This is a genomic window from Paraburkholderia sp. J7 (assembly GCF_905220155.1).
Lineage (GTDB): Bacteria > Pseudomonadota > Gammaproteobacteria > Burkholderiales > Burkholderiaceae > Paraburkholderia.
This window is the reverse complement of the sequence record NZ_CAJMYZ010000013.1, coordinates 221,714-243,023: the sequence shown is the minus strand read 5'-3', so window position 1 is coordinate 243,023 and position 21,310 is coordinate 221,714. Positions and strand designations below refer to the sequence as shown.

Annotated in this window: 14 protein-coding genes; 10 read left to right on the top strand and 4 right to left on the bottom strand. The window is 65.6% G+C overall.

The features are described 5' to 3' along the window. Nucleotides 1-116 precede the first annotated feature (116 nt). The 5 genes from U5A58_RS22335 (at nucleotide 117) to U5A58_RS22315 (ending at nucleotide 7,292) form a co-directional block, all read left to right on the top strand. Complete coding sequence (locus U5A58_RS22335; protein WP_158758626.1) at nucleotides 117-716, top strand: TetR/AcrR family transcriptional regulator; 600 nt, start codon at nucleotides 117-119, stop codon at nucleotides 714-716. A 70-nt stretch (nucleotides 717-786) separates the two neighbouring features. Next, nucleotides 787-2,574 carry an acyl-CoA dehydrogenase C-terminal domain-containing protein gene (locus U5A58_RS22330; RefSeq protein WP_321963046.1) on the top strand — a complete coding sequence of 596 codons (1,788 nt, stop codon included), beginning with the start codon at nucleotides 787-789 and terminating at the stop codon, nucleotides 2,572-2,574. Nucleotides 2,575-2,715: 141 nt separating this feature from the next. After that, nucleotides 2,716-5,157, top strand: a complete 2,442-nt coding sequence (locus U5A58_RS22325; RefSeq protein ID WP_321963045.1) for a 3-hydroxyacyl-CoA dehydrogenase/enoyl-CoA hydratase family protein — start codon at nucleotides 2,716-2,718, stop codon at nucleotides 5,155-5,157. A 34-nt stretch (nucleotides 5,158-5,191) separates the two neighbouring features. Further along, a complete protein-coding gene (locus U5A58_RS22320) occupies nucleotides 5,192-6,391 on the top strand; it encodes an acetyl-CoA C-acyltransferase (protein WP_321963044.1) in 1,200 nt (399 codons plus the stop codon). A gap of 130 nt (nucleotides 6,392-6,521) precedes the next feature. Beyond that, nucleotides 6,522-7,292, top strand: a complete 771-nt coding sequence (locus tag U5A58_RS22315; protein WP_321963043.1) for an enoyl-CoA hydratase — start codon at nucleotides 6,522-6,524, stop codon at nucleotides 7,290-7,292. Between the two features lie 25 nt (nucleotides 7,293-7,317). On the opposite strand, the gene fdhD is transcribed toward U5A58_RS22315, so the two are convergent. Then, nucleotides 7,318-8,175: a formate dehydrogenase accessory sulfurtransferase FdhD gene (fdhD, locus tag U5A58_RS22310; RefSeq protein WP_321963042.1), complete on the bottom strand. Its 858-nt coding sequence runs from the start codon at nucleotides 8,173-8,175 to the stop codon at nucleotides 7,318-7,320. 149 nt (nucleotides 8,176-8,324) lie between these two features. Here fdhD and U5A58_RS22305 point away from each other — a divergent pair, with 149 nt between their 5' ends. Further along, the gene (locus U5A58_RS22305; protein WP_321963041.1) at nucleotides 8,325-8,807 is read left to right on the top strand and encodes a nitrate reductase associated protein; all 483 of its coding nucleotides are present in this window, start codon (nucleotides 8,325-8,327) and stop codon (nucleotides 8,805-8,807) included. 286 nt (nucleotides 8,808-9,093) lie between these two features. Then, nucleotides 9,094-12,690, top strand: a complete 3,597-nt coding sequence (locus U5A58_RS22300; RefSeq protein ID WP_321963040.1) for an EAL domain-containing protein — start codon at nucleotides 9,094-9,096, stop codon at nucleotides 12,688-12,690. Nucleotides 12,691-12,717: 27 nt separating this feature from the next. On the opposite strand, the gene U5A58_RS22295 is transcribed toward U5A58_RS22300, so the two are convergent. Continuing rightward, entirely contained in the window at nucleotides 12,718-13,113 is a 396-nt protein-coding gene (locus tag U5A58_RS22295; protein ID WP_158758619.1) for an acyl-CoA thioesterase, read from the bottom strand. A 302-nt stretch (nucleotides 13,114-13,415) separates the two neighbouring features. Here U5A58_RS22295 and U5A58_RS22290 point away from each other — a divergent pair, with 302 nt between their 5' ends. Next, nucleotides 13,416-15,314: an ABC transporter ATP-binding protein/permease gene (locus U5A58_RS22290; protein WP_321935168.1), complete on the top strand. Its 1,899-nt coding sequence runs from the start codon at nucleotides 13,416-13,418 to the stop codon at nucleotides 15,312-15,314. Nucleotides 15,315-15,344: 30 nt separating this feature from the next. On the opposite strand, the gene murU is transcribed toward U5A58_RS22290, so the two are convergent. Then, nucleotides 15,345-16,106, bottom strand: coding sequence for an N-acetylmuramate alpha-1-phosphate uridylyltransferase MurU (gene murU / locus U5A58_RS22285; RefSeq protein ID WP_321963039.1), 762 nt, complete (start codon nucleotides 16,104-16,106; stop codon nucleotides 15,345-15,347). Nucleotides 16,107-16,117: 11 nt separating this feature from the next. After that, nucleotides 16,118-17,191: an aminoglycoside phosphotransferase family protein gene (locus U5A58_RS22280; protein WP_321963038.1), complete on the bottom strand. Its 1,074-nt coding sequence runs from the start codon at nucleotides 17,189-17,191 to the stop codon at nucleotides 16,118-16,120. A gap of 247 nt (nucleotides 17,192-17,438) precedes the next feature. Between U5A58_RS22280 and U5A58_RS22275 the strand changes: the two genes are divergently transcribed. Together U5A58_RS22275 and U5A58_RS22270 are read left to right on the top strand one after the other, a co-directional pair. Beyond that, complete coding sequence (locus tag U5A58_RS22275) at nucleotides 17,439-19,823, top strand: LPS-assembly protein LptD (protein WP_321963037.1); 2,385 nt, start codon at nucleotides 17,439-17,441, stop codon at nucleotides 19,821-19,823. A 101-nt stretch (nucleotides 19,824-19,924) separates the two neighbouring features. Continuing rightward, entirely contained in the window at nucleotides 19,925-21,292 is a 1,368-nt protein-coding gene (locus U5A58_RS22270; protein WP_321963036.1) for a peptidylprolyl isomerase, read from the top strand. Nucleotides 21,293-21,310: the final 18 nt, after the last annotated feature.

Genomic DNA, 21,310 nt, shown 5'->3' with positions numbered 1-21,310 from the left:
CGGACGGCTGTCCTCAACAATAGTACGGCCGTTCGATTTAATTCAGGCCTTGATGTAAGCAGTTGACGAGCAATTGACGGCAACATCGCGGCCACATCGTTACGGTAAAGAAAGCTATGCGAAAAGGCGAACAGACACGAGCCGCCATTCTGGATGCAGCACTCGACCTCGCAGGACGCGATGGCCTGGAAGGCCTGACCATCGGCCTGCTCGCCGAGCGCATGCAGATGAGCAAGAGTGGCGTCTTCGCTCACTTCGGGTCTCGGGAAGACCTGCAGGTTGAGGTGGTGCGCGAGTACCACCGTCGATTCGAGGAAGAAGTCTTCTTTCCGAGTTTGCGCGAGCCACGCGGTTTGCCGCGTCTGCGTGCGATGCTGTCGCGATGGTTCGAGAAGCGCATTCACGAAGTCACGACCGGCTGCATCTACATCAGCGGCGCCGTCGAGTACGACGACCGTGCCGACAGCCAGGTGCGCGAACAGCTCGTGGCGAGCGTGACGATGTGGCGCGCGGCGCTCCTGAGGGCCATTTCGCAGGCAATTGAAGAAGGCCATTTGCGCAAGGAGACCGATCCCGCGCTGATGCTCTTCGAACTGTATAGCGTGACGCTCGGCCTGCACCATGACGGCCGCTTCCTGCATCTGCCGGACGCGGTCGAGCATACGTGGGCCGCGTTCGAGAAGCTGATTGTTTCGTATCAGAGCGAGACCCAGTAGCGCCCAGACCGCAACACCGAAGTCGCGGCGGCGCGCGTGGGACCCGTAGCTCAAATTTTGGAGAGAAGACATGGGACAGTACACCGCGCCGCTGCGCGACATGCAGTTCGTGCTGCACGAACTGCTGAACGTGGAAGGCGAAGTGAAGCAGATGCCGAAGCACGCCGACCTCGACGCCGACACCATCAATCAGGTGCTCGAAGAAGCCGGCAAATTCTGCTCCGAGGTGCTGTTTCCGCTGAACCAGGTCGGCGACCGTGAAGGCTGCACCTACGCCGGCGACGGCGTGGTCACCACGCCCACTGGTTTCAAGGAAGCGTACAAGCAATACGTCGAGGCCGGCTGGCCGGCGCTCGGCTGCGATCCCGAGTACGGCGGCCAGGGCCTGCCCGCGTTCGTGAACAACGCGCTCTACGAGATGCTGAACTCGGCGAACCAGGCGTGGACCATGTATCCGGGTCTCTCGCATGGCGCCTACGAGTGTCTGCATGCGCATGGCACGCCCGAACTCCAGAAGGCTTATCTGCCGAAGCTCGTTGAAGGCGTGTGGACCGGCACGATGTGCCTGACCGAACCGCACTGCGGCACCGACCTCGGCATCCTGCGCACGAAGGCCGAGCCGAACGGCGACGGCTCGTACGCGATCACCGGCACGAAGATCTTCATCTCGAGCGGTGAGCACGACATGGCGGAGAACATCATCCACCTCGTGCTCGCGCGCCTGCCAGACGCGCCGCCGGGAACCAAGGGCATCTCGCTCTTCGTCGTGCCGAAGTTCATCCCGACGGCCGCGGGCGAAGTCGGTGAACGCAACGGCATCAAGTGCGGCTCGATCGAGCACAAGATGGGCATTCACGGCAACGCGACCTGCGTGATGAATCTCGACGGCGCGAAGGGCTGGCTCGTCGGCGAGCCGAACAAGGGCTTGAACGCCATGTTCGTGATGATGAACGCCGCGCGCCTGGGCGTGGGCATGCAAGGCCTTGGCCTGACCGAAGTCGCTTACCAGAACTCGCTCACGTACGCGAAAGAGCGTCTGCAGATGCGCGCGCTGACCGGCCCGAAGGCGCCCGAAAAGGCCGCGGACCCGATCATCGTGCATCCGGACGTGCGCCGCATGCTGCTCACGCAAAAGGCCTGGGCCGAAGGCGCGCGCGCGTTCACGTACTGGTCGGCGCTGCAGATCGACAAGGAGCTTTCGCACGGCGATGAAACCGAGCGCAAGGAAGCCGCCGATCTCGTCGCGCTGCTCACGCCGATCATCAAGGCCTTCCTCACCGACAACGCATTCGAGAGCACCAACCTCGGCATGCAGGTGTATGGCGGCCACGGCTTCATCTCCGAGTGGGGCATGGAGCAGTACGTGCGCGACGCGCGTATCAACCAGATCTACGAAGGCACGAACACGATCCAGTCGCTCGACTTGCTGGGCCGCAAGGTGCTCGGCGACATGGGCGCGAAGCTCAAGAAGTTCGGCAAGCTCGTGACGGAGTTCGTCGAGAGCGAAGGCATCAAGCCGGAAATGCAGGAGTTCGTGAACCCGCTCGCCGACATCGGCGACAAGGTGCAGAAGCTCACGATGGAAATCGGCATGAAGGCCATGCAGAACCCCGACGAAGTCGGCGCCGCTGCGGTGCCGTACCTGCGTACGGCGGGCCACCTCGTGTTCGCGTACTTCTGGGCGCGCATGGCGCGCATCGCGCTCGACAAGGAAAGCTCGGGCGATCCGTTCTACAAGTCGAAGCTGGCCACGGCGCGTTTCTACTTCGCGAAGCTTCTGCCCGAAACGGCCACGGCGATCCGCCAGGCGCGCGCGGGTTCGAAGACGCTGATGGAAGTCGACGAAGCGTTGTTCTAAAAGCCAACGGGCGCGTGCTTTGCAAAGGCGCGCGCCCGCTCAACACGATGTCCAGAGGCGGCGCCTGCTCGGTTACCCGTTGAGGCACGCCGCCCTCACACCTCAATCCGCTCGACATTGCATACCCGCTGGAGGAACAACGTGAGCAACCTCAATATTCGCAAGGTGGCCGTGCTCGGCGCCGGCGTGATGGGCGCGCAGATCGCCGCGCACCTGATCAACGCCCGCGTGCCCGTGCTGCTGTTCGATTTGCCCGCGAAGGAAGGCCCGAAAAACGCCATCGCGCTCAAGGCAATCGAGACGCTCAAGAAGCTCTCGCCCGCGCCGTTCGGCGTGAAGGACGACGCGCAATACATCACGCCCGCGAACTACGAAGACGACATCGCCAAGCTCGCCGAATGCGACGTGGTGATCGAGGCGATCGCCGAGCGCATGGACTGGAAGCACGACCTCTACAAGAAGGTCGCGCCGCACATCGCTCCGAACGCGATCTTCGCGACCAACACCTCGGGCCTTTCCATCACCGAACTCTCGCATGGCTTCGACGATGCGTTGAAGGCGCGCTTCTGCGGCGTGCACTTCTTCAACCCGCCGCGCTACATGCACCTCGTCGAGCTGATCCCGACGGCGCAAACGAAGCCCGAAATTCTCGACCAGCTCGAATCGTTCCTCACGAGCGTGGTGGGCAAAGGCGTGGTGCGCGCGAAGGACACGCCGAACTTCATCGCGAACCGCGTGGGCGTGTTCTCGATTCTCGCGGTGATCGCCGAGGCGAAGAAGTTCGGACTGCGTTTCGACGAAGTCGACGACCTCACGGGCTCGCGCCTTGGCCGCGCGAAGTCGGCGACGTTCCGCACGGCGGACGTTGTCGGCCTCGACACGATGGCGCACGTCATCAAGACGATGCAGGACAACCTGAAGGACGATCCGTTCTTTCCGGTCTACGAAACGCCGGCGGTGCTCGCGGGGCTCGTAGCGAAGGGCGCGCTTGGCCAGAAGACGGGCGGCGGCTTCTATCGCAAGGAAGGCAAGGCGATCAAGGTGCTCGACGCGAATACGGGCGAGTACGTCGACGGCGGCGGCAAGGCCGACGAACTGGTCGGCCGCATCCTCAAGCGCCCGCCCGCAGAACGTCTGAAGCTGCTGCGCGAAACGCAGCACCCGCAGGCGCAGTTCCTGTGGTCGATCTTCCGCGACGTGTTCCACTACATCGGCGTGCATCTGCAGTCGATCGCGGACAACGCGCGCGACATCGATCTCGCGATCCGCTGGGGCTTCGGCTGGAACGAAGGCCCGTTCGAGGGCTGGCAGGCCGCAGGCTGGAAGCAGGTGGCCGAATGGGTGAAGGAAGACATCGATGCAGGCAAGGCGCTTTCGAATGCGCCGCTGCCCGCCTGGGTGTTCGAAGGTCCGGTCGCCGCGAACGGCGGCGTGCATGGCGCGGACGGCTCGTGGTCGCCCGCCGAAGCGCGGTTCGTGCCGCGCTCGAATCTGCCGGTGTACGAGCGTCAGGTGTTCCGTGCGGCGCTGTTCGGTGAAACGAATGCACGCGACCCGAAGACCTACGGCAAGACGCTGTTCGAGAACGAAAACCTGCGCGCCTGGGTGGACGACCGCGCGGGCGAGGACGACGTCGTCATCGTCTCGTACAAGAGCAAGATGAACACGATGGGCCCGGGCCTGCTCGACTCGCTCGTGAAGGCCATCGACATCGCCGAAGACGGCTACAAGGGCCTCGTGATCTGGCAACCGACGTCGCTGAAGCTCGGCGCGCCGGGCGGCCCGTTCTCGGCTGGCGCGAACCTCGAAGAGGCGATGCCCGCGTTCATGATGGGCGGTGCGAAAGGCATCGAGCCGTTCGTGAAGAAGTTCCAGGACACGATGCTGCGCGTGAAGTACGCGAACGTGCCGGTCATCACGGCGGTGTCGGGCATCGCGCTCGGCGGCGGCTGCGAAATCATGCTGCAGAGCGCGAAGCGTGTGGCGCACATCGAGAGCTATGTCGGCCTCGTGGAAGTGGGCGTGGGCCTCGTGCCCGCCGGCGGCGGCCTGAAGGAAGCGGCGATTCGCGCCGCAGAAGGCGCGCAGGCGATCGGCGCGGTGCCGAGCGATCTGCTCCGGTTCCTGCAGAAGTCGTTCGAAAACGCCGCGATGGCGAAGGTCTCGGCCTCGGCGCACGAAGCGCGCGCAATGGGCTATCTGAAGCCTTCGGACACCATCGTCTTCAACGTGTTCGAACTGCTCGACACGGCGAAGAAGGAAGCGCGCGCGCTGAGCGCGGCGGGCTACCGTGCGCCGCTGCGCGCCACGCAAATTCCGGTGGCGGGCCGCTCGGCGATCTCGACCATCAAGGCGTCGCTCGTGAACATGCGTGACGGCCGCTTCATCAGCGATCACGACTTCCTGATCGCGAGCCGCATCGCGGAAGCGGTGTGCGGCGGCGACGTCGAGGCGGGCAGCCTCGTCGACGAAGAATGGCTGCTCAAGCTCGAGCGCCGCGCCTTCGTCGAACTGCTCGGCACGCAGAAGACGCAGGAACGCATCATGGGCATGCTGCAAACCGGCAAGCCGGTGCGCAACTAAGCGGCACGACGCACACCAGATACTGGAGTAAGAGATGAGCAAACAGTTGCAGGACGCCTACATCGTCGCCGCGAGCCGCACTCCCATCGGCAAGGCGCCGCGCGGCGTGTTCAAGAACACCCGCCCGGACGAGCTGCTCGTTCACGCAATCAAGTCGGCCGTGGCGCAGGTGCCCGGGCTCGACACGAGCGTGATCGAAGACGCGATCGTCGGCTGCGCGATTCCGGAAGCCGAGCAAGGCCTGAACGTGGCGCGTATCGGCGCGCTGCTCGCGGGGCTGCCGCAGAGTGTGGGCGGCGTGACCGTCAACCGCTTCTGCGCGTCGGGTCTCACGGCGCTCGCCATGGCCGCCGACCGCATCCGCGTGGGCGAGTCCGACGCGATGATCGCGGGCGGCTGCGAGTCGATGAGCATGGTGCCGATGATGGGCAACAAGCCGTCGCTCTCGCCGCATATCTTCGATCGCAATGAAGACATCGGCATTGCTTACGGCATGGGCCTGACCGCCGAGAAGGTCGCGGAGCGCTGGAAGGTGAGCCGTGAAGCGCAGGACGCGTTCTCGGTCGAATCGCATCGCCGCGCGCTCGCCGCGCAACAGGCGGGCGAGTTCAAGGACGAGATCGCGCCGTACACGCTCGTCGAGCGCTTCCCCGATCTCGCTTCGGGCGAAGTGAAGGTGAAGGAGCGCTTGATCGAGCTGGACGAAGGCCCGCGTGCCGACACCACGCTCGAAGGCCTCGCGAAGCTGCGCGCGGTGTTCGCGAACAAGGGCTCGGTCACGGCCGGTAACAGCTCGCAGACTTCGGACGGCGCGGGCGCGCTGATCGTCGTCTCCGAAAAGATCCTCAAGCAGTTCAACCTCACGCCGCTCGCGCGCTTCGTGAGCTTCGCGGTGCGCGGCGTGCCGCCGGAGATCATGGGCATCGGTCCGAAGGAAGCGATTCCGGCGGCGCTGAAGGCCGCGGGTCTGAAGCAGGACGATCTCGACTGGATCGAGCTGAACGAAGCGTTTGCCGCGCAGTCGCTGGCGGTGATCCAGGACCTCGGCCTCGATCCTTCGAAGATCAATCCGCTTGGCGGCGCGATTGCGCTGGGCCACCCGCTCGGCGCGACGGGCGCGATCCGCGCCTCGACGGTCGTGCACGGTCTGCGCCGCCGCAACTACAAGTACGGCATGGTCACGATGTGCGTTGGCACCGGCATGGGCGCGGCGGGCATCATCGAGCGGCTGTAAGCACTAGCGCTCAGGCGTTATCGACACGGTTCGCAGACTTAACGGTTTGCGGACCGTTTTTCGTATCAGACCAGGTGGGACCGGAGTCAGCGCTGAAGCGCCAGCTCCGGTCGACTGAGGAGACATTCGTATGAGCAACGAAATCCTTGTGGCACGCGAAAACGGCGTGCTCACAATCACCATCGACCGGCCCGCGCGCAAGAATGCGCTCACGCCCGCGATGTATCAGGCGATGGCCGACGCGCTCACTGGCGCGAACGAGGACGCCTCGGTGCGCGCGGTGCTGATTGGCGGCCACGCAGAGATCTTCACGGCCGGCAACGACATCGAAGACTTTCTGAAGAGCCCGCCCGCCGGCGCCGATTCCCCCGTGATCCGCTTTCTCGACGCCATCTCGACTTGCGAGAAGCCGATCGTCGCGGCGGTGAAGGGACCGGCGATCGGTGTCGGCACGACGCTGCTGCTGCATTGCGACATCGTCTACGCCGCCGACAATGCGCGCTTCGCCGTGCCGTTCGCGCAACTGGGGCTGTGCCCCGAGGCGGCTTCGTCGCTCTTGCTGCCGCGTATCGCGGGCTATCAGGGCGCGGCGGAAAAGCTGCTGCTCGGCGAGACCTTCGACGCGGCTGAAGCGCATCGTATGGGGTTCGTGAACCGTGTGCTGCCGGCCGCCGAGCTCGACGCGTTCGTCGCCGGGCAACTGGCGAAGCTCGTGGCGCTGCCCGCGTCGTCGCTGCGCGTGACGAAGTCGCTCATGAAGCGCGCGAGCGACCACGAGATCAAGACGCGTATGAGCGAAGAGTTCGTGCACTTCGGCAAGATGCTGCTCGCACCCGAAGCGCGCGAGGCGTTCACGGCGTTCCTCGAAAAGCGCAAGCCGGATTTCCGGCAGTTCGATTGAGCCGCGAGCGCAAGCTCAGATTAAATCAGGCCGTTTCGTAATCGACATACCCGGACTCGCGGCAAAAACTCACGAGCCGCAGTCCGGCCCGCTTCGCGATGGCGATGGCGAGCGAAGAGGGCGCCGAGATCGTCGCGACCATCGGAATGCCCACGCGTGCGGCTTTGCGCACCAGTTCGTAGCTTGCGCGGCTGGAGAGGAAGACGAAGCCCTGCTGCGTGTCGGCGCGCTCCATCACGAGCTGGCCGATGAGTTTGTCGAGCGCGTTGTGGCGCCCCACGTCCTCGAAGGCGCGCAGGATCGCGCCGTTCTCGTCGCACCACGCGGCCGCGTGCAAGCCGCCGGTGAGCTTCGTGAGCGCCTGGTGCTGCGGCAGTTCGCGTGCGGCGCGCGCGATGGCGTCCGGCGCCAGGCGCGCGACGAAGCCGGTGTCGGGCACCTGCTCGGGCTCGAGATCGAGCAAGTCGATGCTCTCGATGCCGCACACGCCGCAGCCGCTGCGCCCGGCGAGCGCACGCCGCTTTTCCTTCAGTTCGACGAATGCCTGCTGCACGACCGTGAGATGAACCTCGGCATGCGGCAAATCCGCCTCGTCGTGCCAGTACACCTCGATGTCCTGAATGTCGGCGTTGCGCCCGACAATGCCTTCGGAGATCGCGAAGCCCACGGCGAACGCTTCGAGGTCGCGCGGCGTGCACATCATGACCGCGTGCGAAATGCCATTGAAAACGAGCGCGACGGGCCATTCCTGGCCCACGTGGTCCTCGCGCGTTTCTACCGTGCCGCCACGGTGCCGGTGCACGCGCAACTCGATGGCGCCGGGTTGGCCATCGGATTCCAGGGGATTCGTCGCCGCGCTCTGCGTGCGGGTTGGGGTATTCAAGCGCAAAACTCCATCAGTCCTTGTGCGGCGCGGCACCGCAGCGCCGCCAGGGGACAGCGCAGCCGCGCCGCGCGCGGAAGGTTCTAAAATACCTCAAGCGGGCCGCGCGCGCTTGCCTGCGCCTTTGCCCGCCTCGCGAGGATACCGTCATGGCATTGAACGAAGCTCCGCTGCTTTTCCGGTTCGAGGTCGAGTCGTCCGAAAACCTCACCTATATCCCGATGTGCGTGCGCTTCAACCTGGATCGCTTTGGTCTGCGCATCTCTCTCGCGCAATGGCAGTTGCTGCCCTACGAGGACCGCCGGCTGCTGGCATGTTTCCCCGTCGATGAAGACACGCAGATCGAGCCCAATTTCGACCACGCGCTCTTCGAGATGATGCGCACGCACGCGAACGTCGAGCCCGAATGGTTTGCGCCCGAAGAAGCGCCGGCCTGGCGCGACGTGAACGCGGTGCCGGGCAGCATTGCGCTTCAGTCCGAGCTTGCCAGCCTGCAAGCGCCCGGCCTCGAAGACTGGGCGCAGCTCGACCCGTTCCAGCGCTATGTGCTTGCGAAGCTCGCGCGCAAGCCGGAGAGCAATCACGACTTCGCGCCGGCGATGAGCGAGTTCGGGCTGGCGGTGCCGCGGTGATTTTCCGGCGCTGATTTCCCGCCAATCCTGCCCACCAGCGGGTCATTGCCGCTTCTTGGTCGCTTCCAGGCAGACAAATAGCCGATCCATACCCGATTCCTGTTAGCCGCGGCCGCCTCGCGCGCGCCGCTGCGCGTCTTTTTCCGCCTCTTTCCCCCGTTTGCCCTCAAGACAAGGCCGGCCGTGCCGTTATTTCGGGTTGGCGCGTCAGGCGCCGACCGGTCGCGCGCAGTCGTGACCCATCATCCCGCGCTCACGGCGCGGGTGCGAACGACGCTCGGCATTCATGAACCTTCTTTTTTCGAAGCGCCAACTCATCAATCTGGCTGTCGTTGCGGCGGCCGTGGGCGCGAACGCTTTTGTCGCGTGGACTCAGATCGACGGTCAGCGCCAGATCGACCTGCGCGCGAGCCAGGCGGCGACGATCCGTCACGACCTCGACCGCTATCGCGATGCCCTTGGCAGCGGTGTGAGCGCGCTGGGCCGCTTCGCAGTGCAGGGCGAGCCGGAGTCGGCGGCCGCGCACGATGCGCGCGCCGTCATGCTCGACGAAACCGGCCGCGCACTGCGTGCGGAGCTGGCCGGCAATGCCGACCTCGCCGCCCGTTTCGATGCGTTGGCGGCGCAGGCCACTGCCATTGCGGGCGAGATCGACGTGACGCTCGCGCGCGCCGAGCAGCGCGTTGCCGACGAGCGCGGACAGGCTGCGGCGAACGGGACCGCGCCAGCGGCGGCGGCTCCGGCTGACGGCGCGGCCAACCAGGAATTCGGCACGGCAATGCCAGCCGATGCCGCTCGTTCGCCCGCAGCGCCATGGGAATCGCGCGAGGCGCCCGCACGCAATGCCGCCGCCGCGAAGGCGGTTCAACCCGCGAACGCCGCAGACGCGCGCATGGCCGGCCATGTCGTGACCGGCACTATCTTGCCGCTGCACGCCGCGGCGGATGTGGCGGCGAGCGCCGTGACGCTCGATACGCTCACCGTGGCGCCGCTCGGCGCGAGTGTCGCGGCAAATATCGCAGCAAACGGCGTGGCAAACGTCGCGGCAAGCAGCACCCAAAATCCCGTCACAGCGACCGCCGCGCCGCCTGCTGCGGCAACACCTCCAACCGCCGCTGTGCCCACAGCAGTACTCACGGCCGAAGCGCCGTCGCCTGCCACTGCCGCGTGGCTCGCCGGCGAATACATCCGCATCGACACCCTCGTGGACCAGCTCGACGCCCGGCTCGCGGCGCTGCAACGCGCGGAGGATCTGGCGCTCGCCGCCGCGCTCGCCGACTCGGCGCGCTCGGGCGGCCGCGCCCTGTTGCTGCTGATCGTGACGATGCTCGCGGGTGGGACGCTGCTCATCTACACGTTCGGCGCGCGCGAAAGCGCCGCCCGCGAGAAGCTGCGCGCCGTGAGCGGCATGCGCCTGCGCAGCGAGCGCTTTCAGGGGCTGTTCGACGCGCACCCGGTGCCGATGTACGTGTTCGACCGCGAGACGCTGCGCTTTCTCGCCGTGAATAGCGCCGCGATCCAGCAATACGGCTACAGCGAGGAGGAGTTCCTTGCGATGACGATCCGCGACATCCGTCCCGCCGAGGACGTCTCGCGGCTCGAGCAACATCTCACGCGCTCGGACATGCTCACGCAGAACGTGCGCATGATGGCCGGCATCTGGCACCATCGCCGCCGCGACGGCTCGATCATCAGCGCCGACATCTCGCATCACTCGCTCACCTTCCTCGGCCGCGACGCCGTGTTCGTGCTCGCCGACGACGTCACCGAGCAGATCAAGGCCGAGGCGGAGGCGCAGCGCTCGAACCAGATGCTCGAGTCGGTGATCGACAACATCCCGCAGCGCATCTTCTGGAAGGACGCGCAATCGCGCTATCTCGGCTGCAACATGACGTTCGCGCGCGACGCGGGCCTCGCCTACCCCGAGCAGATCATCGGCAAGTCCGACGAAGACCTGCCGTGGCGCGCCTACGCCGACGACATGCGCGAACAGGATCGCGAGGTGATCGAGTCGGGCCTGCCGCGCATCAATTTCGAGGACGACCACACGATCGACGGCCTGCACCGCACGACGCTCACGAGCAAGCTGCCGCTGCTCGATGGCGACGGCCGCGTGATCGGCGTGCTCGGCTCGTACTCGGACACCACGGAAAGCAAGCGCGCCGACCTCGCGCTGCGCCTGCAAAGCCGCGCGCTCGATGCGTGCGTGAACGCCATTCTCATCACCGCGCCGGGCCCGGGCGGCAGCAATCTGATCGAGTACGCGAATCCTGCGTTTCGCCGCATCACGGGCTTCGATCCGGCCGAGGTGGTCGGCCAGGACTGCCGTTTCCTGCAACGCGACGACCGCGATCAGGACGGCCTCATCGCGGTGCGCAAGGCGCTGCTCTCCAATCGCGAAGTGAGCGCCGTGCTGCGCAACTACCGCAAAGACGGCGCGCTCTTCTGGAACCAGCTGCTGATCGCGCCGGTGCCTGATCTCGATGGCCGCATCACGCATCACATTGGCATCATCAACGACGTGACCGAGCTGATCCGCTATCAGGAGCAGCTCGAATACCAGGCGAACTACGACAGCCTCACGCTGCTGCCCAACCGCAACCTGCTGCGCGACCGGCTTCAGCACGCGCTGCTCGCGGCGCAGCGGCACGACACGGGCGTGGCCGTGGTGTTCATCGACCTCGACGGTTTCAAGAACGTCAACGACAGTCTCGGCCACAGCGTGGGTGACCGTCTGCTCGGCGTGGTGGCCGAGCGGCTTCAGCGTTGCACGCGCACGACCGACACGGTCGCGCGCCACGGCGGCGACGAGTTCGTGATCGTACTCACCGACACCATCGACGAGAAGTCGCTGATCGGCTGGATGGAGCGCGCGCGCGCGCTGATCTCGGAGCCGGTGTGGATCGACGGCACCGAACTGTACGTGGGCTGCAGCATGGGAGCGAGCGTGTTCCCGCAGGACGGCAACGACGCCGAAACGCTCATGAAGAAGGCCGACGTCGCGATGTACCGCGCGAAGGACATGGGCCGCAACACGTTCCAGTTCTTCCAGCCGGAGATGAACGCGAATGTGGGTGCGCGCCTGAATCTCGAGCGGCGCCTGCGCCGCGCGCTGCGCGACAGCGAATTCCTGCTGCACTACCAGCCGCAGGTGGAGATCGAGGGCGGCCGCGTCGTCGGCATGGAGGCGCTCGTGCGTTGGCGCGACCCGGAGGTTGGGCTTGTGTCGCCTGCGCAGTTCATTCCCGTGGCGGAAGAAAGCGGCCTGATCGGCCCGCTCTCCGACTGGGTGCTACGTGAGGCGTGCCGCCAGAACCGGGCGTGGCAACTCGCGGGGCTGCCGCCCGTGCGCGTTTCCGTGAACTTCTCGGCGAAGACGTTCCACCAGCGCGACATTGCGCAGCTCGTGAAGGACGTGCTGCAGGAAACCGGGCTGGAAGCCTGCTGGCTCGAAATTGAGCTGACCGAGAGCACGCTCATGCGCAATGCCGAGGAAGCCGTGTCGATGTTGAACGAGCTGCACGCGCTCGGCATCGGCATTGCCATCGACGACTTCGGCACCGGCTATTCGAGCCTGAGCTACCTGAAGCGCTTGCCGGTGGACCGGCTCAAGATCGACCGCTCGTTCGTGGCCGACATCGGCACGAGCAGCGACGACGAAACGATCACGGCGGCCATCATCGCGCTTGCGCACGAGCTGCAGTTGCAGGTGATCGCGGAAGGGGTGGAGACGTCGGCGCAATTCGCCTTCTTGCGTGATCGCGCGTGCGACGAGCTGCAGGGTTACTTCTTCGCGCCGCCGCTACCCGGCGACGAGGCCGCGGCGCTGTTGCGCGCGAGCGCAACGTACGAGGAAGCGCCGGGGCTGGCGTGGACGGGCTAAGCCCGGCGCAGCGGCCGGGCGTAAGCGTTATTCAATCGGCGGCAGCTGACGCGGGCGGCGGTCCGTGCCGGTCGCAACATAGGTGAGCGTAGCTTCCGTCACCTTCACGACTTCCTCCTGAAGGCGCATACGCTGCGCGTACACCTCGACCTCGACGGTCACCGAGGTGTTGCCGGTCTTGACGATGTCGGCGTAGAAGCTCAGCAGGTCGCCCACGAACACCGGTTGCTTGAACACGAACGAGTTCACCGCGACGGTCGCAACGCGTCCATTGGCGCGGCGGCTCGCCGGAATCGAACCGGCGATGTCGACCTGCGCCATGATCCAGCCGCCGAAGACGTCGCCGTGAACGTTGGCGTCCGAGGGTTGCGGCACGACGCGCAGCGCGGGCGATTTTTGGGGGAGCGGGAAGGAGTCGGTCATCGGGCTTCCATGAAAAGGGATCGAACGGCGGACAGCATTGCGGCGCAGGCTGGAGGCAAGCGGGGCGCGCCCGGCGTGGCGTGCTCAGCGGCGCGCGCCGCCTTCTGCGACAATACGTTGATCAGGAATTGTACGGGAAAGCATAAGGTGCGGCGGGCGGGTCGATTAGAGCCTTCCACCTTCGCGAAACCCGTCGCCGATTACCCCACAAGACTCGCCGTGCCGCTTGCGCCGCGCCAGGCTCCGGTTTGCTGAACCGGCTTTCGCGCGCCGCATTGCGCACGTTTCTCGCTGCTCGCCCCATGCGCCGCTTTCCCGCTTCCAACGAACCCGCACTGCCCGCCACCGGGCCGCGCAACGACTGGCAGACGATCGTTTCGCTGCTGCCTTACCTCACCGCCTACAAATGGCGCGTGGCGTTCGCGCTCACCTGCCTGATCGGCGCGAAGGTGGCCAACCTCGGCGTGCCGATCGTGATGAAACACATCGTCGACGGTCTCGCTTCCGTGCACCAGCTCACCGCGCTCGGTCGCGCGGAGCACGCGCCAGGCATCGTGCTCGCGGGCGGCGTCGGGTTGCTCGTGGTGGCTTACGCCATCGTGCGCCTCTCGACATCGCTCTTCACCGAGCTGCGCGAAATCCTGTTTTCGAAAGTGACCGAGAGCGCCGTGCGCCAGCTCGCGCTCAAGGTGTTCCGCCATCTGCATGCGCTCTCGCTGCGCTTTCATCTCGAGCGGCAAACCGGCGGCATGTCGCGCGACATCGAGCGTGGCACGCGTGGCATCACGCAGCTCATTTCCTACTCGCTCTACAGCATCCTGCCGACGCTCGTGGAAGTGGGTCTCGTGCTCGGCTTCTTCGTCGTGAAGTACGAGGCTTATTACGCGATCGTCACGCTCATCGCGCTCGTTGCGTACATCGTGTTCACGGTGAAGGTGACCGAGTGGCGCACGCACTATCGCCGCACGATGAACGAGCTCGATTCGCGCGCCAACGCGCGTGCGATCGATTCGCTCATCAACTACGAGACGGTGAAGTACTTCGGCAACGAAGAGTGGGAGACGAAGCGCTACGACGAGAACCTGCATCGCTACCGCAAGGCCGCAATCAAGTCGCAGCATTCGCTTTCCGCGCTCAACTTCGGGCAGCAGGCGATCATCGGCACGGGGCTCGTATTCATTCTCTGGCGCGCCACACAGGGCGTGATGGCGGGGCGGCTCACGCTCGGCGACCTCGTGCTCATCAACACGTTCATGCTGCAGCTCTACATTCCGCTGAATTTTCTCGGCGTGGTGTATCGCGAGCTCAAGCAGAGCCTCACCGACATGGACCGCATGTTCACGCTGCTCACCGTCGAGCGCGAAGTGGCCGACGTGCCCGGCGCACAGGCGCTTGCGGTGCGCGGTGGCGAGGTGCGCTTTTCGCACGTGAACTTCGCGTATGAGCCGTCGCGTCAGATTCTGCACGACCTGAGCTTCACGATTGCGGCGGGCACGACCACGGCCGTGGTTGGGCATAGCGGATCGGGCAAGTCCACGCTCGCGCGGCTCCTGTTCCGCTTCTACGATCTCGACCGCATGAGCAGTGGCGCGATCACCATCGACGGCCAGGATATCCGCGACGTCACACAGGACTCGCTGCGTGCTTCGATCGGCATCGTGCCGCAGGACACGGTGCTGTTCAACGACTCGATCTACTACAACATCGCCTATGGCCGCCCGACGGCGAGCCGCGAGGAAGTGATCGCAGCGGCGCGCGCGGCGCATATTCACACGTTCATCGAAAGTCTGCCCAAGGGCTACGACACGCCGGTGGGCGAGCGTGGCCTCAAGCTTTCGGGCGGCGAGAAGCAGCGCGTGGCGATCGCGCGCACGCTGCTCAAGAATCCGCCCATTTTGCTGTTCGACGAGGCGACCTCAGCGCTCGACTCGCGCTCGGAACGGGCCATCCAGCACGAGCTCGACCAGATCGCGCGCGAGCGCACGACGCTCGTCATCGCGCACCGGCTCTCGACCGTCGTGCACGCGCAGCAGATCATCGTGATGGATCACGGGCGCATCGTCGAGCGCGGCACGCATGCGGAACTGCTGCGCGCGGGCGGACACTATGCGCAGATGTGGGCGCTTCAGCAGCAGAAGGCGGGCGATGTGCCGCAGTCAGAAGCTGGGCAAGTGGAGTTGCCGGCGGCGGGCGGAAACTGAAGCGCTCCGCGCGCGGGCGTTTGCAGGTTTTTAGCCGGGTTGCGCGTGAGTCGACGTGCGCAGCGCGGCGTCGAGCGCGTCGAGCTGCGCGGGCGTGCCGACGTTTTCCCAAACGCCTTCATATAGCTCGCCGCTCACGCGTCCTTGCGCGATGGACTCGCGATAGTACGGTGTAAGCGCGCGCTTCGTGCCCGGCGCGAGATCGCGGAACATGCGCGTGTCGTAGAGGCCGATATTGCCGAACGTGTAACGCGGCGCGCCTTCGAGCGCGAGCCGGCCGTCAGCGTTCAGCGCGAAGTCGCCCTTCGGGTGGAACGGCGGGTTCGGCACCATCACGAGATGCATGCCCGGCTGCGCTTGCGCCGCGAGCGCTTGCGCGTGCGGGTTCAGGCGCGCGAAATCGTAGGCGCTGTAGACGTCGCCGCTCACCGCGAGGAACACCTCGGGCGTGCCGTTCGACTCGATCAGCGGCAGCGCCTGTGCAATGCCGCCCGCCGTTTCGAGCGCGTCGTGCTCGGGCGAGTAGTGGAGCGTCACGCCAAAGCGCGCACCGTCGCCAAGCGCGGCTTCGATCTGCGCGCCGAGCCAGGCGTGGTTGATGACGATGCGCGTGTAGCCCGCCGCGGCGAGCCGCTCGATCTGCCACACGACCAGCGGTTTGCCGCCCACGGCCAGCAGCGGCTTCGGGCAGGTGTCGGTGAGCGGACGCATGCGTTCGCCGCGTCCGGCGGCGAAGATCATGGCCGTTCGGCCGTGGCGCGCCTTGTCCCGCGTGTGATTCGTTTGGGTCATGACGGCCCGTTTCAGAAGGTGTAGGCGACTTCGACGGCGCTGCCCTGCAGTTCGTCGATGAGCCGTGCGAACGGCACGAGCGGGCGGTAGCGGTGCGCGACCTTGCTCGCGTAGTTGAGAAAGCGCGGCAGGTCGGCCATGTAATGCGGTTTGCTGTCGCGATAGTTGATGCGGCAGAACAGGCCCAGCACCTTGATGTGGCGCTGCAGCCCCATCCACTCGAGCTGGCGGTAGAACTCGCCGAAGTCGGCGTCGACCGGCAGTCCCGCCTTCTTGGCGCGCTCCCAGTAGTGCGCGAAGCAGTCGAGCTCGAACTCTTCGTCCCAGCTCAGGAACGCGTCGCGCAACAGCGAGACGACGTCGTAGGTGATCGGGCCATACACCGCGTCCTGGAAGTCGAGCACGCCGGGGTTGGGCGTGGCGATCATCAGGTTGCGGGGCATGAAGTCGCGCAGCATGTAGCTTTGCGGCTGCGCGCGGGCGCTTGCCACGAGCAGCGCGAAGGTGCGATCGAGCACGCCGCGCGTGGCTTCGTCCACCTTGCGGCCCAGATGGCGCTCCAGATACCACTCGGGCATCAGCTCCATCTCGCGGCGCATGAAGGATTCGTCGAAGTCCGGCAGCACGCCTGGCCGCGAGCTCGACTGCCAGCGGATCAACGCTTCGATAGCGTCGCGCATCAGCTCGCGCGAGCGTGTGCCGGGGCCGGCTTCCTGCAGCGCTTTCAGGTAGGGCGCGGTGCCGAGATCGGTCACGAGCATGAAGCCCGCGTCGAAATCGACCTCGAGCACGCGCGGTACGTGGACGCCGGCGGCCTCGAGCATCTGCGCGATCTGGGCGAATTCGCGGCTTTTTTCGGGCGGCGGTGCGTCGACGGCGATCAGCGTCGCGCCGTGCGCGCCCGCGCTCGCGAGCCGGAAATAGCGCCGAAAGCTCGCGTCCGCCGAGGCGGGGGCGAGCGTTGCGAGGTCGAGGGCGTACTGCCCGGCGTGGCTGCCGAGCCAGGCGGCGAGCAGGTCGCGGCGAGTGTCGGTCGCGGATGCGGCAGGTGAGGCGGCGGGAGAATGCGCGGCGGAAAAGGTCATGAAAGCCAGAGGCAAAATCAGTGGATCAACGTCTTGCCATATAATACCCCACGACTTTTTTGACGCGACTCGCGCCAAAGCCCGCATGACGGTTCGCTCGCCGCATTCATCGTCGCTCCAGGGTTCGATGAATTGTAATTAATTGTTTGCAGCCCCGGCCTCGATCCGGTTTATCGGGAGGCGGGTGCCCAGGCGGGCCACCATCAAGCAGAGGGCAGGCGGCCGGGCCGATTCGCCAAAACCATACATGCCGCCCAGACAGTTTTTCCAGACGATCTCCCTTAGTGACGACGGCGTGCCGGGTAAGCGGCGGCTCATCGCGGCACTCCTGGCCGTACCGGGTCTGGTGCCCGCGCTCGCGCACGCCCAGCTCTCGGGCGCGGCCGCGCAGCCCCAGCAGCTGGACGGCCCGTGGAGCCTGCGGCTCGCGCCGCAACTCGAGGATCACCCCAACGCGTCGGGCCAGCACCCGGCAACGTTCGTGCTCGGCGATTCGACGACCGGCACGATCGACACCGATCTCGCAGTGAAGGGCGCCGCAGAACTGCGCCAGGGTACGAACGTGGTGAAGGGCGACGCCCTGCACTACGACCAGGACACCGACATGGCCAATGCGTACGGCAATGTCGTGGTCGTGCAGAACGGCACGACGTTCACGGGGCCCGAGGCGCATTTGAAGGTCGAGGCGAACGAGGGCTTCATGCCCGCGCCGAAGTACCACTTCACGCTCACGGGCGGCTCGGGCAGCGCCGCGCGCGCCGACCTGCTGGACAGCGAGCGCTCGGTGCTCACGACCGGCACCTACACCGCGTGCCACTGCTCGACCAATCCGGCCTGGTACATCAAGGGCAGCGAGTTCGATTTCGACACCGGCAGCGACGAGGGCGTCGCGCACAACGCCGTGCTGTTCTTCCAGGACGTGCCGATCTTCGCGAGCCCGTGGCTGTCGTTCCCGCTTACGGGCGACCGCCGCAGCGGCCTGTTGCCGCCCACGTTCTCGGTCAGCTCGACGAACGGCTACGAAATCTCGCTGCCGTATTACTTCAACATCGCGCCGAACCGCGACTTCACGTTCACGCCGGAGATCATCTCGAAGCGTGGCGTGTTCCTGCAGGGCAACTACCGGTATCTCTCGACGAATTACTCGGGATCGATCACCGGCACCTTCCTGCCGGACGACGCGATCACGAAGACGAACCGCTACGCGCTGTTCATCCAGCACAACCAGAACTTCGGCAACGGGTTCGGCGGGTACGTCTACTACAACAAGGTCTCGGACAATACCTATCCGTCGGACCTGTCGTCGCCGGCCAACCAGTTCCTGAACGGTACGCAGACGCTGTACCAGCAGGAAGCCGGCCTCACGTACAACAACGGACCGTGGTCCGTGCTCGGCCGCTACCAGCACTGGCAGGTGGTCGAGTCGTCGACGCCGCCGTACGGCCGCGAGCCGCAGTTGAACGTGAAGTACGCGAAGTACAACGTCGGCGGCTTCGACTACGGCATGGAAGCCGACTATTCGCGCTTCCGCATCACGGAAGACAACGCGACCGAAGGCGACCGCGTCGTCTTCAATCCGTACCTGTCGTATTCCTTGATGGGGCCGGGTTACTTCGTCACGCCGAAGGTTCAGTGGCACTTCGCGTCGTACAACCTGAGCAACATCGGCCCGGCGGGCACGACCTTCGGTTCGCCCGTCGGCACGCCGAAGAGCTTCACCGAATCGATCCCGACCTTCAGCTTCGACACGGGCCTCGTGTTCGACCGCTCGGTCCACCTGTTCGGCCAGGACTACATCCAGACGCTGGAACCGCGGCTGTACTACGTGTACACGCCGTACCACAACCAGCAGTTCGCGCCCCTTTTCGATACCGCAGAGTCGGACTTCGGCCTCGCGGAAATCTTCACGCCGAACACCTTCGTCGGCAACGACCGGATTGCCGACGCGAACCGCATTACGGCCGCGCTCACCACGCGCTTCATCGACCCGGCTTCGGGCGACGAGCGCGCGCGCTTCGTGATCGCGCAGCAGTACTACTTCCAGGATCAGCGCGTCACGCTGAACTCCGGCGAAAGCACGAGTCAGGCGACGCATTCGGACCTGATTGCGGGTGCTGCGCTGAAAATCGGGGCTGGTTTCGCTTCGGAAACGGCGTTCCAATATAATGCCGACAACAACCAGCTCACGAAGGCGAGCATCGGTTTCGGGTACAGCCCGGGAACGAGCCGCGTGCTGAACGTGGCCTACCGCTACACGCGGGCGAACACCACGCTGGACTTCCAGCCGATCAATCAGGTTCTGATCTCGGCTCAATGGCCGTTCTCGCACCGGGTGTACGCCGTGGGCCGCTTCAACTACGATCTGAACGGCCATCGGATCGTCGACGGCCTGGTCGGCATGCAGTACGACGCCGACTGCTGGGTGCTCGGGATCGGCCTGCAGCGTTACGCGAACGGGCTCAATACGTCGGGTACGCCGAATTCGTCAACGCGGTTTCTCGCGCAGCTCACGCTCAAGGGACTCTCGAACGTCGACAACGGGCTGGTGGCGGCGTTCAGGACGGCAGTGCCGGGGTACACGCAGCTGCCGGCCCAGTCGCCGCCGGATTCGCGCTTCACTGATTATCAATAACGCGTGATCCGGAGCGCATTGTTTGCACAAGGCGCCTCGGGGCAACGCGGTGTCGGTTGCATAGAGACGGGCGAAGCGTGCCCGCCAACATTGGAGTATCTGTGGGAATCATGAAAAAGCTTCGCCTGGCAGCGTACGCTGCGAGTCTCTTCGCCGTCGCAGGCGTGTTGCCGGCCGCGCCGGCGCAAGCTCAAGGTCTCCCGGCTGGCAACGGCCAGACGGTCGACACGATCGCCGCAGTCGTCAATGACGGCGTGATCACGCAGCGCGAGCTAGACAGCCGCGCCGAACTCATTTCGCATCGCCTTCAGCAGCAAAACGCGCCGGTTCCGCCCGCGGACCAGTTGCGCGCGCAGGTGCTCAACCAGATGGTGCTCGAGCGCATCCAGCTCCAGAAGGCCAAGGAAGACGGTATCACTGTCGACGACGCCTCCGTGCAACGCACGCTCGAGCGTCTTGCGCAGGCCAACGGCATGGATCTCGCCACCTATCGCGCGCGCATCGAGGCGGCTGGCGTGCCCTGGACCACGTTCATGAAGGACGCGCGCACCGAACTCACGCTCTCGAAGCTGCGCGAGAAGGAAGTGGACAGCAGGGTCACCGTGTCCGACGCCGAAGTCGCGAACTACATCGCGAGCCAGCGCGGACCGAACGCAGGCCAGTCGAGCGATCTGCACTTCCAGCACATTTTCATCAAGGCGCCGCTGAACGCCTCGGAAACCGACATCGAAGCCGCGCAGGCGAAGGCCAACGCGCTGCTCAAGGAAGCCCAGTCGGGTAGCAAGTTCGAGAGCCTCGCGAAGTCGAATTCGCAGGCGAGCGACGCAAGCAAGGGCGGCGACATGGGCTTTCTGGCGCAGTCGAAGCTGCCGCCCGAGTTCGTGACGGCCGCTTCCACGCTGCGTCCGGGCGAAGTGAACCCCACGGTGATCCGCACCAACGACGGCTTTGAGATCGTCCGCCTCGTCGAGCGCCGCCAGGGCCAGGGCACCGCCGCCGACGCGCCCAAGCTCGTGCAAACGCACGTGCGCCACATCCTGCTGCGTGTGGGCGACGGCATGTCCGAGCCCCAGGCGCGCCAGAAGCTGCTCGAAATCCGCCAGGAACTCGCGGCAGGCGGTGACTTCGCCAAGTTCGCGCGCACTTACTCGCAGGACGGCTCGGCCTCACAGGGCGGCGATCTCGGCTGGATCAGCCCGGGCGAAACCGTGCCTGAATTCGAGCGCGCCATGAACACGCTGCAGGACGGCCAGTTGAGCGAGCCGATTCGCACCGAGTACGGCTACCACTTGATCCAGGTGCTGGGCCGCCGCGACGCCGAAGGCTCGATCGCGCAGCAAATGGAACTCGCGCGCCAGGCCATCGGCCAGCGCAAAGCGGAGCAGGCTTACGCCGACTGGCTGCGGCAGCTGCGCGACAGCGCCTACGTCAGCTACAAGATCGCGGGCATGACGCCGCCGCACAACTAAGCAGTCACCCAGGGATCG

Bases quoted from the DNA above. Each gene is read 5' to 3' on its own strand.
- U5A58_RS22335 (WP_158758626.1), top strand. From the start codon at position 117: ATGCGAAAAGGCGAACAGACACGAGCCGCCATTCTGGATGCAGCACTC.
- U5A58_RS22330 (WP_321963046.1), top strand. From the start codon at position 787: ATGGGACAGTACACCGCGCCGCTGCGCGACATGCAGTTCGTGCTGCAC.
- U5A58_RS22320 (WP_321963044.1), top strand. From the start codon at position 5,192: ATGAGCAAACAGTTGCAGGACGCCTACATCGTCGCCGCGAGCCGCACT.
- U5A58_RS22315 (WP_321963043.1), top strand. From the start codon at position 6,522: ATGAGCAACGAAATCCTTGTGGCACGCGAAAACGGCGTGCTCACAATC.
- U5A58_RS22305 (WP_321963041.1), top strand. From the start codon at position 8,325: ATGGCATTGAACGAAGCTCCGCTGCTTTTCCGGTTCGAGGTCGAGTCG.
- U5A58_RS22300 (WP_321963040.1), top strand. From the start codon at position 9,094: ATGAACCTTCTTTTTTCGAAGCGCCAACTCATCAATCTGGCTGTCGTT.
- U5A58_RS22295 (WP_158758619.1), bottom strand. From the start codon at position 13,113: ATGACCGACTCCTTCCCGCTCCCCCAAAAATCGCCCGCGCTGCGCGTC.
- U5A58_RS22290 (WP_321935168.1), top strand. From the start codon at position 13,416: ATGCGCCGCTTTCCCGCTTCCAACGAACCCGCACTGCCCGCCACCGGG.
- murU (WP_321963039.1), bottom strand. From the start codon at position 16,106: ATGACCCAAACGAATCACACGCGGGACAAGGCGCGCCACGGCCGAACG.
- U5A58_RS22280 (WP_321963038.1), bottom strand. From the start codon at position 17,191: ATGACCTTTTCCGCCGCGCATTCTCCCGCCGCCTCACCTGCCGCATCC.
- U5A58_RS22275 (WP_321963037.1), top strand. From the start codon at position 17,439: ATGCCGCCCAGACAGTTTTTCCAGACGATCTCCCTTAGTGACGACGGC.